Annotated in this window: 10 protein-coding genes; 4 read left to right on the top strand and 6 right to left on the bottom strand. The window is 72.9% G+C overall.

Features of this window, described 5'->3' with window-relative positions; translation table 11 throughout:
- Nucleotides 1-547 precede the first annotated feature (547 nt).
- From msrB to IF45_RS0112570, 4 genes are all read right to left on the bottom strand, one after another.
- A complete protein-coding gene (msrB, locus tag IF45_RS0112585) occupies nucleotides 548-955 on the bottom strand; it encodes a peptide-methionine (R)-S-oxide reductase MsrB (protein ID WP_008414158.1) in 408 nt (135 codons plus the stop codon).
- Between the two features lie 13 nt (nucleotides 956-968).
- Nucleotides 969-2,372 (bottom strand): UDP-N-acetylmuramate--L-alanine ligase, encoded by a 1,404-nt coding sequence (gene murC / locus IF45_RS0112580; protein WP_030307419.1) that lies wholly within the window; start codon nucleotides 2,370-2,372, stop codon nucleotides 969-971.
- A 110-nt stretch (nucleotides 2,373-2,482) separates the two neighbouring features.
- Nucleotides 2,483-3,040, bottom strand: a complete 558-nt coding sequence (locus IF45_RS0112575; RefSeq protein WP_008414162.1) for an indole-3-glycerol-phosphate synthase — start codon at nucleotides 3,038-3,040, stop codon at nucleotides 2,483-2,485.
- Between the two features lie 120 nt (nucleotides 3,041-3,160).
- Nucleotides 3,161-3,943, bottom strand: coding sequence for a pyrimidine reductase family protein (locus IF45_RS0112570; protein WP_030307417.1), 783 nt, complete (start codon nucleotides 3,941-3,943; stop codon nucleotides 3,161-3,163).
- A gap of 85 nt (nucleotides 3,944-4,028) precedes the next feature.
- On the opposite strand from IF45_RS0112570, the gene zapE reads away from it, so the two are divergent.
- Nucleotides 4,029-5,147, top strand: a complete 1,119-nt coding sequence (gene zapE, locus IF45_RS0112565) for a cell division protein ZapE (RefSeq protein WP_003951599.1) — start codon at nucleotides 4,029-4,031, stop codon at nucleotides 5,145-5,147.
- 29 nt (nucleotides 5,148-5,176) lie between these two features.
- On the opposite strand, the gene IF45_RS0112560 is transcribed toward zapE, so the two are convergent.
- Together IF45_RS0112560 and sigJ are read right to left on the bottom strand one after the other, a co-directional pair.
- Nucleotides 5,177-5,938: an isocitrate lyase/PEP mutase family protein gene (locus tag IF45_RS0112560; protein ID WP_030307415.1), complete on the bottom strand. Its 762-nt coding sequence runs from the start codon at nucleotides 5,936-5,938 to the stop codon at nucleotides 5,177-5,179.
- A 29-nt stretch (nucleotides 5,939-5,967) separates the two neighbouring features.
- Nucleotides 5,968-6,864, bottom strand: coding sequence for an RNA polymerase sigma factor SigJ (gene sigJ, locus IF45_RS0112555; RefSeq protein ID WP_030307414.1), 897 nt, complete (start codon nucleotides 6,862-6,864; stop codon nucleotides 5,968-5,970).
- A gap of 103 nt (nucleotides 6,865-6,967) precedes the next feature.
- Here sigJ and IF45_RS0112550 point away from each other — a divergent pair, with 103 nt between their 5' ends.
- From IF45_RS0112550 to IF45_RS0112540, 3 genes are all read left to right on the top strand, one after another.
- Nucleotides 6,968-7,345 carry a hypothetical protein gene (locus tag IF45_RS0112550; RefSeq protein ID WP_010641248.1) on the top strand — a complete coding sequence of 126 codons (378 nt, stop codon included), beginning with the start codon at nucleotides 6,968-6,970 and terminating at the stop codon, nucleotides 7,343-7,345.
- 162 nt (nucleotides 7,346-7,507) lie between these two features.
- Nucleotides 7,508-8,872 carry an alkaline phosphatase PhoX gene (locus tag IF45_RS0112545; protein ID WP_030307413.1) on the top strand — a complete coding sequence of 455 codons (1,365 nt, stop codon included), beginning with the start codon at nucleotides 7,508-7,510 and terminating at the stop codon, nucleotides 8,870-8,872.
- Between the two features lie 168 nt (nucleotides 8,873-9,040).
- Nucleotides 9,041-9,910 (top strand): polysaccharide deacetylase family protein, encoded by an 870-nt coding sequence (locus IF45_RS0112540; RefSeq protein WP_030307412.1) that lies wholly within the window; start codon nucleotides 9,041-9,043, stop codon nucleotides 9,908-9,910.
- Nucleotides 9,911-9,935 lie beyond the last annotated feature (25 nt).

Raw genomic sequence — 9,935 nt, 5'->3', positions numbered from 1 at the left:
CTTCCTTTGTACTCACCCTCTCGGGCTTTCCTCCGGGCGCTTCCCTTCGGTATTTCGTGTTCCCGACTCTATCAGACTCTTTCGCGTCCGATTTCCTCGCCGCCTTTCCGGTTCCAGCTCCGCGCTTCCGCTTCGCTTTTCCCTTTCCGGCGGTTCCGACTCTATCAGATCCTTTCGGGCCTGATTCCCAGTCAGCGGGTTTCGTCTTCACGACTGTTGGGCCGTTCCGACGTCCAGAACCATAGCGGACTCTCTTGATCTCTCACAATCGGGGCCGAATGGCTCTGACTGTCGTACAGAGATGACAAGAGGACCTCCGGAAAAAGAAATCCGGGCCTGCCCGAGGGCATGCCTGAGGAAAGGTATTTCTGGAGGGTTCTTGCTGAGGTTTTGAAGTGAGCCGCGCTCTGCGCGGCTGAGGTGCTTCCCCAGCCCTTGGGGCTGGACGGCAGCTCGTTGAACACTACGCATCGGCGGGAACGAAGTCAAGCAGGACCCGTGCTCCTGTGACGGAGCACGGGCCCTGGAGCTGTCGGGGAGGCTGGTGTCAGCTCTCGGTCGGGGACAGCCGCATGGAGATCGAGTTGATGCAGTAGCGCTGGTCGGTGGGGGTGTCGTACCCCTCGCCGGCGAAGACGTGGCCGAGGTGGGAGCCGCAGTTGGCGCAGCGGACCTCGGTGCGGACCATGCCGTGGGACCGGTCCTCGATCAGCTCGACGGCGTCCGAGTCCTTCGGGTCGTAGAAGCTCGGCCAGCCGCAGTGCGACGCGAACTTGGTGTCGGAGGTGAAGATGTCGGCACCGCAGGCCCGGCAGGAGTACACGCCCTCGGTCTTGGTGTCGGTGTACTCACCGACGAAGGCCGGCTCGGTGCCCGCCTGGCGGAGCACCTGGTACTCGGCGGGGGTCAGCTCCGCGCGCCACTGCTCGTCCGGCTTCTCGACGTCGTACGCCATGTCGGTCACTTCCTCACTTCGACAGGTGGTCGAGGATGTCGGGCCCGAGCTCCGTCACGTCGCCGGCGCCCATGGTGAGAACAAGGTCGCCGGGCTTGGCCATTCCCGCGAGGACCGAAGCGGCCGCGGAGCGGTCGGCCAGGGCGGTCACATCGGCGCCGGCGGCGCGGGCGGCGTCGATGATCAGGGCGCTGGTGACGCCGGGGATCGGGTCCTCACGGGCCGGGTAGATCTCAAGGACGACCGAGGCGTCGGCCAGGCCGAGGGCCTGGCCCATCTCCTTGCCCAGTTCCTGGGTGCGGCTGAAGAGGTGCGGCTGGAAGAGGACCAGGAGGCGGGCGTCGGCGGCGACGGCGCCCCGGATCGCCTCCAGGTCGGCCGTCATCTCGCTGGGGTGGTGGGCGTAGGAGTCGATCACCTGGACGCCCGCGGCCTCGCCCTTGAGCTGGAGGCGGCGCTTCACCCCGGTGTAGGCGGCGATGGCGGGGGCCATCTCGGCGGCCGGGATGCCGAGGGCCACGGCGGCGGTGAGGGCGGCGACGGCGTTGAGGGCGTAGTGGCGGCCGGGGACGGAGACCCCGAAGGTCAGCTCGGCGCCGTCGATGCGGACGGTGACCTCGCTGCGCAGGCCCTGCGGGACGATCGACACGACGCGCACGTCGGCGTCGGCGGCCTCGCCGTACGTGCGGACGGTGACGCCCGGGAGGCCCTTGGCCGCGAGCCGGCGGGTGAGTTCGCGGGCGCCCTCGTGGTCGGCGGAGATCACCAGGGTGCCGCCGGGCACGATCCTGGCCGAGAAGGTCTCGAAGGATTCGTGGATCTCTTCGATCGAGGCGTAGTTGGCGTGGTGGTCCAGCTCGACGTTGAGGACGATGGCGACCTCGGGGGCGTACTTGTGGAAGCTGCGGTCGCTCTCGTCGGCCTCGGCGACGAAGATCTCGCCGGTGCCGTGCAGGGCGTTGGAGCCCGGGGCGTCCAGGTCGCCGCCGATGGCGTACGAGGGGTCGCGGCCGAGCGCGGCCAGGGAGACGGCCAGCATCGAGGTGGTGGTGGTCTTGCCGTGGGTGCCGGCGACGGCGATGGGGCGGGTGCCGTCCATCAGCGCGGCCAGCGCGTCCGAGCGGTGCACGACGGGGATGCCGAGTTCGGCGGCGCGGACCAGCTCCGGGTTGTCCGGGCGGATCGCGGAGGAGACGACGACGGCGGTGGTGTCGTCCGCGAGGTGGCCGGCGGCGTGGCCGAGGTGGACGGTGGCGCCGAGGGCGCGCAGCGCCTCGGCGGTGGCCGAGCCCTTGGCGTCGCTGCCGGCGACGCGGGCGCCGCGCTGGGCGAGGATCTTGGCGATCCCCGACATTCCGGCGCCGCCGATGCCGATGAAGTGCGGTCGGTCCATGGCGGGGGGAAGGCCGGATGCCATCTGTGGTTCTCCCGGGGTCGAGGGGCACGGTCGTGCTGGGGCGGGATCAGCCTATGCCGTGGGACGGGGCCGGGCGGACCGCCCGCGGCCGGTGGCGGAGCGGGCGGCGCTCAGTCGGCGCGGGCGGCCGGGTCCGTCGCCGTGCCCTGGTCCTCGACGGCTCCGGCGGCGGTGGCGCCGGATCCCGAGGAGGTGTGGGTGGGGGCGTCGGCGCCGTCGGCGGGGGCGTGCGAGTAGAGCCTGAGGACGGGGACGCCGACCTTGTGGCGGGCGCGGGTGGCCCAGTCGCGGTGGAAGAACTCCTCGACGTAGTGGGGCTCGGTCAGCACGATGACCTCGTCGGCGCCGGTCTCGGCCACCAGGGCGGTGAGGGCGTCGAGGGGCTCGTCCTCGACGAGGCGGCCGGTGGCCTCGCTGCCGGCGGCGCGCAGGGCGCGCAGGGAGTGGTCGAGCGCGCGGGCGGCGGGGGTGCCGTCAACCTCGCCCTCGGGCTCCTCGGCCTCGCGTACGGCCTCGCCCAGTTCGCCGAGGGCGACGTCGTCGATGGCGCGCAGCAGGCGGTCCTGGTCGCCGCGGGGCTGCATGAGGAGGACGAAGGAGACGGGCTCGTCCCCGTGGAGCGTGGTGACGAACTCCACGTCGGGTGCCGACAGCGGCTGCTCGATCATCAAAACGCTCGTGAACACGTCAGGCGCCCTTTCGGATCGCGGGCCCCGAAGAGCCCGTGCGGAAACCATCCTGCCCCGTGATCACACGGGACGCGGTGTCCCTAGTCTGCCCACGGAGCGCTAAGCGGAACGGGTCATTCCGCTGATGTCAGTCCGACGGTAGCGGGTGAAGAGGAACCCGGCCTCCTCCAGGACCGAGGCGGGCAAGAAACGTTTCGGCAGGGCGACGGAGGGTCCGCCGGCGATGCGCTGGGCGTCCCCGGAGGTGAGCATCGGGGAGACGGTCAGGCACAGCTCGTCGAGGACTCCGGCGGCCACGAACTGGCCCAGCAGCCGGGGGCCGCCCTCGGTGAGAAGCCTGGTCAGGCCGTGTTCGGCGAGCGCGGCGACGGCGCGCGCCGGATCGACGGCGGCGCCGGTCCCGGCGATCAGCACGTGGACGCCGGCGGCCTCGGCGGCGCGTACCCGGTCGGCCGGTGCGGCGGCTCCGGTGAGGACCAGGGTGGGGGTGAGCGGGGCGCTGAAGAGGGGCAGGTCGAAATCGAGTGCGAGGCTCGCGCTGACCACGGCGACGGCCGGAGCGGGGGCCTGCCCGGCGGCGGCGCGGCGGCGGGCGAAGGCCTCGCGGGCCCGGGCCGGGCGGTATCCCTCCTGGCGTACCGTCTCGGCGCCGACGACCACGGCGTCGGCCAGGCCGCGCAGGGTGCCGAAGATCCGCATGTCGGCGCTGCCGGAGATGGGCTGGGAGCGGCCCTCGTGCTGGGCCGCGCCGTCGAGGGTGCTGACCATGTTGGCGCGCAGCCAGGGGCCGTCGGTCTCGGGGTAGGCGTAGGCGTCGGCGAGTTCCGCCAGGGTCCACTCACGGTCGGCCACATCGTCGGTCACGGGGAGCAGGCGTCGCATGACGTGCAGTTTCGCACGGCCGTGCGGCGGGTGGCGGGCGCCCGGCGAGGGGGGCGTTCCGTGCGCCCCTCTAAGCTGGTGAGTTGTGTCGTCCTCCTCCACTCCCCCGTCATCGGCCTCCTCGTCCGCGCCGCGCGGCGACGAGTCCGCGCCGCTCTCCCTGTGCGCCCGTGAGCCGCAGGTGCCCGCCGAACGGCTGGTGGCCGAGATGGTGCCGCCGCCCCGCTTCGACCAGGTGCGCTTCTCCACGTACATCCCGGACCCGAACCAGCCGAGTCAGGCGGAGGCGGTCACCGTGCTGGAGGGGTTCGCGACCGGGCTCGGCGGGGCGAGCGCGACCGGGGCGGGCAAGCGCCGCTGGTTCGCGCGCAAGCCCGCGGCCACGCCCGCCGGGCCGCGCGGGGTCTACCTGGACGGCGGCTACGGCGTCGGCAAGACCCACCTGCTCGCCTCGCTCTGGCACGCCACCCCGGCGGCGCCGGAGCACAAGGCGTTCGGCACCTTCGTGGAGCTGACCAACCTGGTGGGCGCGCTCGGCTTCCAGGAGACGGTACGCACCCTCAGCGGCCACCGGCTGCTCTGCATCGACGAGTTCGAACTGGACGACCCGGGCGACACCGTGCTGGTCTCCTCGCTGCTGGCCAAGCTGGTCGAGGCCGGCGTGGCCCTGGCCGCCACCTCGAACACCCTGCCGGGCAAGCTCGGCGAGGGCCGGTTCGCGGCCGCCGACTTCCTCCGCGAGATCCAGGGCCTGTCGGCGCACTTCCGCCCGTTGCGGATCGACGGCGAGGACTACCGCCACCGCGGCCTGCCCGCCGCGCCCGAGCCGTACAGCGAGGAGCAGGTGACCCGGGCGGCGTACGCGACGCCGGGCGCGAGCCTGGACGGCTTCGGACAGCTGCTCGACCACCTGTCGCGGGTCCACCCCAGCCGGTACGGGGCGCTCACCGACGATCTGCGCGCCGTCTGCCTCACCGGCGTACGCCCGGTGCCCGACCAGTCGACGGCCCTGCGCCTGGTGGTCCTGGCGGACCGGCTGTACGACCGTGAGGTGCCCGTACTGACCTCGGGCGTGCCGTTCGACCGGCTGTTCAGCGAGGAGATGCTGAACGGCGGATACCGGAAGAAGTACTTCCGGGCGATATCCCGGCTCACGGCGCTGGCGCGGGACGGTAAGGGACTGGTCGGGCCCGGCGCGGCGTAGCCGCAAGGCGCGGCCGGCCGGGCGGCCGGTCAGGGGGCCCAGGGCCGGAGCATGTCCTTGACGGCGTCGGTCGCCGCCATCTGAAGCAGCGGGCCGAAGGTGATGCGGCCGACGCCCAGGCGGCGGAAGCGGTCCAGGTCGTGCTTGACGGGGTGGGCGGTGGAGTTGACGGGCACGGTGACGGCGGCGACGACGGCCTGGAGCAGCTCGTCGTCGTCCTGGATGCGCACCGGGTAGACGCTGTCGGCGCCCGCCTCCTCCATGGCGCGCAAGCGTGCGACCGCCTCGTCGAGGACGGCCCCCGCGTCCCCGGCGTGCAGGAAGAGGTCGGTGCGGCCGTTGACCCAGACCGGGACGCCCGCGGCGTCGGCGGCGGCGCGCAGGCCCGCGATGTAGCGGGCGTGCTCCTCGGTGGTGCGGACGCGGCCGCCCTCCGAGTGGACGGTGTCCTCGATGTTGAGGCCGACGCCGCCCGCCTCGGTGAGGCCGGCGACGAGGTCGGCGGGGTCCTGGCCGTAGCCGGATTCCAGGTCGACGGAGACCGGGACGTCGACGGCGGCGATGATCGGCCGGACGGCGGCGAGCACCTCCTCGAAGCTCTGGCCCTCCTGGTCGGAGGCGCCCCGGGAGTCGGCGAGGGGGTGGCTGCCGACGGTCAGCGCGGGGAATCCGGCGTCGGCCGCCGTCCGGGCGGACCAGACGTCCCAGACGGTCGGCAGCACGAGCGGCTGATGGTCGGCGTGCAGCTGCTGAAGGCGCTGAGCGCGCTCGACGGTGGTTCGGAAGTCCATGCCGGGGAAGCTACCCCGGATCGCCGCGGTCAACGTGGCGACGGGGCGCCGTCCCCCGCCCAGACCCGCAGTTTCTCCGGATTGCGGATCACCCAGATGCGGGCGACGCGTCCGTCGGCGGCGAGGTCGAAGGCGGCCACGGTCAGGACGGTGCCGGCGCGGCGGGCGACCAGGCCGGGGGTGCCGTTGACCGGGCGTTCCAGGAGTTCGAGGCCAGGGGCCTTCTCCGCGATGCCGGCCATGTACCGCGCGATGTGGGGGCCGCCCTCGACGGGGCGCAGGGCGGCGCCGGCCAGGCCGCCGCCGTCGGCGGTCATCACGGCGGCGGGGTCGAGGAGGTCGACGAGGGCCGCGATGTCCTTGGCCTCCCACGCCTCCTTGACGCGCCGCACGGTCTCGGCCTGTCCGCCGGCCGGTGCGGGGGCGCCGGTCCGTACCCGGCGCCGGGCGGAGGCGGCGAGCTGCTTGCAGGCGGCGGGGGTCCGGTCGAGGACACCGGCGACCTCGGCGAAGGGGTAGCGGAAGACGTCGTGGAGGACGAAGGCCACGCGCTCGGCGGGGGTCATCGTCTCCAGGACGACGAGGAAGGCCATGGTGACGGAATCGTCCAGGACCAGCTGGTCGGCGGGGTCGCCGCTCGTGCCGTGCGGCCGCCCGGCCCGGCCGGGCAGCGGATCGGGCAGCCACGCCCCGACGTAACGTTCCCGCCGTGCCCGCGACGAGCCCAGCACGTCCAGGCAGATCCGGCCGGTCACCGTGGTGAGCCAGGCGCCGGGCGAGGCGATCTCGTGCCGGCGCGAGGGCGGCAGCGCGTACCAGCGGGCGTACGCCTCCTGGACGGCGTCCTCGGCCTCGGCCAGCGAGCCCAGCAACCGGTAGGCCACATTGATGAGTTGACGCCGCTCGCCGACGACCCCGTCCCCCACCCGCGCCCCCTCGCCTTACCTTTCCGAGGCCCGTGTCGTCGGGCTGGTGAGACCTTATTCGACATCGGCCGCTGCCCTCGGGCGCGGAAAAGGGGGACCCGGCATGACGACGACCCAGGCGACACCCCGCACGCCCGTTCAGGCCCGCTTCTCGTTCCTGCGGATCGCGCTCGCCCTCCAGACCCTGACGGTCTTCGTCCAGGCGGTCTCGGCGGGGCTGCTGCTCAGCACGGAGTACGGCGAACTCCTGCACAGCGCCGGGGCGCGGGTGATGTACGGGGCGTCGATGCTGTACCTGCTCGCCGCGGTGCTCGCCTGGAAGCCGGGCGGCGGCTCGCCGAAGGCGGTCGGGTACGCGTCGGGCTTCCTCGTACTGGCCTCCGTGCAGGTGGTGTCGGGGATCGCGCACCTGTCGTCGGTCCATGTGCCGTTGGGGGTGCTGATGTTCGGGGCGAGTCTGGTGGCTCTGGTCCGGCGGTGAGGCCGGGCCGTCGGCCGTACCCGGCGTCAGGGGCGTTCCCAGCAGGCCAGGCGGGCTGTGACGGCCGTGTCCAGGGCCACGCCTGGTTCCGGTGGGGCTGGGTGCGTGGTACACACGTGCGGGTCACATTCCTGTCCGCAGAGCCGCAGCAGGGAGTTGCCCATGTCCGCGACACGCCGTCAAGTCCTCGCCCGCACCGGTGCCGTCGCCGGTATCGCCTTCACCGGCAGTCTCTCCGAACTCTTCGCGGGCACGGCCGCCGCGAAGGGGATGGGGAAGGCCGGGTACGGTCCGCTGGTGCCCGACCCGAAGGGTCTGCTGGACCTGCCGAAAGGTTTCCGCTACCGGGTGCTGTCCCGGGAGGGTGACCGGATGCTCTCCGGCGAGGGCCAGGTGCCGAGCAACCACGACGGGATGTCCGCCTTCGGCGGGCGCCGGGGCCAGGTCCACCTCGTCCGCAACCACGAGAACCGGCCCACCGCCCCGATCCGCGTCCCGCCCGTACGCGGACTGACGTACGACCCGGAGGGGATGGGCGGCTGTACGGCGCTCACCCTCGACCCCGGGCACCGGGTTCTCGGCGAGCGGGTCGCCATCGCCGGGACCTCGACCAACTGCGCCGGCGGGCCGACCCCCTGGGGGACCTGGCTGACCTGCGAGGAGACCGAGGACAAGGCCGGGACCAACGGCTACACCAAGGACCACGGCTTCATCTTCGAGGTCGACCCGGTCGACCCGCACCGGACCGGCGCGGTGCCGCTGAAGGCGATGGGCCGCTTCCAGCACGAAGCCATCGCGATCGACCCGCGCCACGGGATCGTCTACGAGACCGAGGACGCCTTCGAGCGGCCGTTCGGGCTCTTCTACCGCTTCCTGCCCGAGAGGCCGCGCGGCGGCCTCGGCTCACTGCGGGCCGGGGGCGCGCTCCAGGCGATGCGGGTGCCCGGGGTGCCCGACCTCTCGGCGATCCAGGAGACGGGCGCCTCGTTCGACCGGGTGGAGTGGGTGGACGTGCCCGACCCGCTCGCCGAGGAGACGCCGATCCGCTTCCAGGACTTCGGCCCGAAGGGCATCACCCACGCGCAGAAGCTGGAGGGCTGCTACTGGGGCGGCCGCTCGGTCTACTTCGTCTCCAGCTTCGCCCGGAGCAGCGAGGGCTCGGCCGCCGACCACTACGGGCAGATCTGGCGCTACGACCCGGACCGGCGGCGCCTCACCCTGGTCATCGTCTTCGGCCCCGACACCGACGTGCAGCTCCCGGGCGAGGAGCCGGACAACATCTGCCTCGCCCCGAGCGGCGGCCTCATGGTCGCCGAGGACGGCGAGGGCGCCCAGCACGTCTACGGCGTGACCACGCGCGGCGAGGTCTACCCGATGGCACGGGGCCGCCAGAACATCGGCACGCCCGAGGAGCCGGCGTGGGGTGAGTTCGCGGGCGTCTGCTTCTCCCCGGACTACGACACGATGTTCGTCAACTGCTACACGCCCGGGACGACCTTCGCGGTCACCGGGCCCTGGCACAGGTGACCTGAGCGGGGGTGGGGGCGGGTTCCCGCCCCCACCCCCGCCTCGTGGGCCTGTCCGGGCGCCCGGACAGCGGAGGGTGGCGGGGCGAGACGGGTGAGACCGCACGCCACGGGCGGCGTTTTGCCCGATATTCAGCTTTTCGCATCCTAGGGTCACGGCGTGATCAGCATGGTGCGCAAGGCGAAGCTCCGGACTGGTACGGCGCTGGGCGCCCTGATGGCGTTGGGCGCGGTGGCCGGGTGCGGTCAGTCCGTTCCGGACCCCCACTACACAGCGCCGGGGCCACGGGCCTCGCACTCCGCCTCCCCCGCCGCCCCGACGGCGCCGCCCACGCTGGCGCCCGGCCCCGGCGGGCTCGCCCCGGTCTTCGCCAACGGGCCCCGGAACGACGGCAAGACCGTCGCGCTCACCTTCGACGCCGACATGACGGCCGACCAGGGCGAGCGCGCGGCCGGCGGCGAGCGCTTCGACCACCCGGAGCTGATCGCCTCGCTGCGCCGCCTGAAGGTGCCCGCCACCGTCTTCATGACCGGGCGGTGGGCCGAGGAGTACCCGGACCAGGCGCGGGCCATCGGCGCCGACCCGCTCTTCGAGATCGCCAACCACTCCTACAGCCACCACGCCTTCACCGGTGACTGCTACGGCCTGCCGCGCGTCGCCGAGAGCGAGATGCGGGCCGACGTGGAACGGGCGTACACCGCGTTCCGCACGGCCGGGGTGAAGAAGGCCATGCCGTACTTCCGCTTCCCCGGCGGGTGTTACGACGACGCGGCGCTGCGGGAGGTCTCCGCGGCCGGGGTGACGGCCGTGCAGTGGGACGTGGTGAGCGGGGACGCCTTCGCCACCGACGCCGACGCGGTGGCGCAGCAGGTGCTGGACGGGGTCCGCCCCGGCTCGGTCGTGGTCATGCACTGCACCCGCAGTGCCGCCCCCACCACCGAGCGCGCGCTGCGCCGGATCGTGCCCGCCCTGCGCGAGCAGGGGTACCGCTTCGTGAAGGTGTCCGAGCTGATCGGGGCGGCCTCGCGGAAGGGGTGAGGGTCGCCCGCGGTTTGGCAGACTG

This window comes from Streptomyces albidoflavus (assembly GCF_000719955.1).
In the GTDB taxonomy this organism is placed as follows: Bacteria; Actinomycetota; Actinomycetes; order Streptomycetales; family Streptomycetaceae; genus Streptomyces; species Streptomyces albidoflavus.
This window is presented reverse-complemented; position numbering and strand designations above follow the sequence as displayed.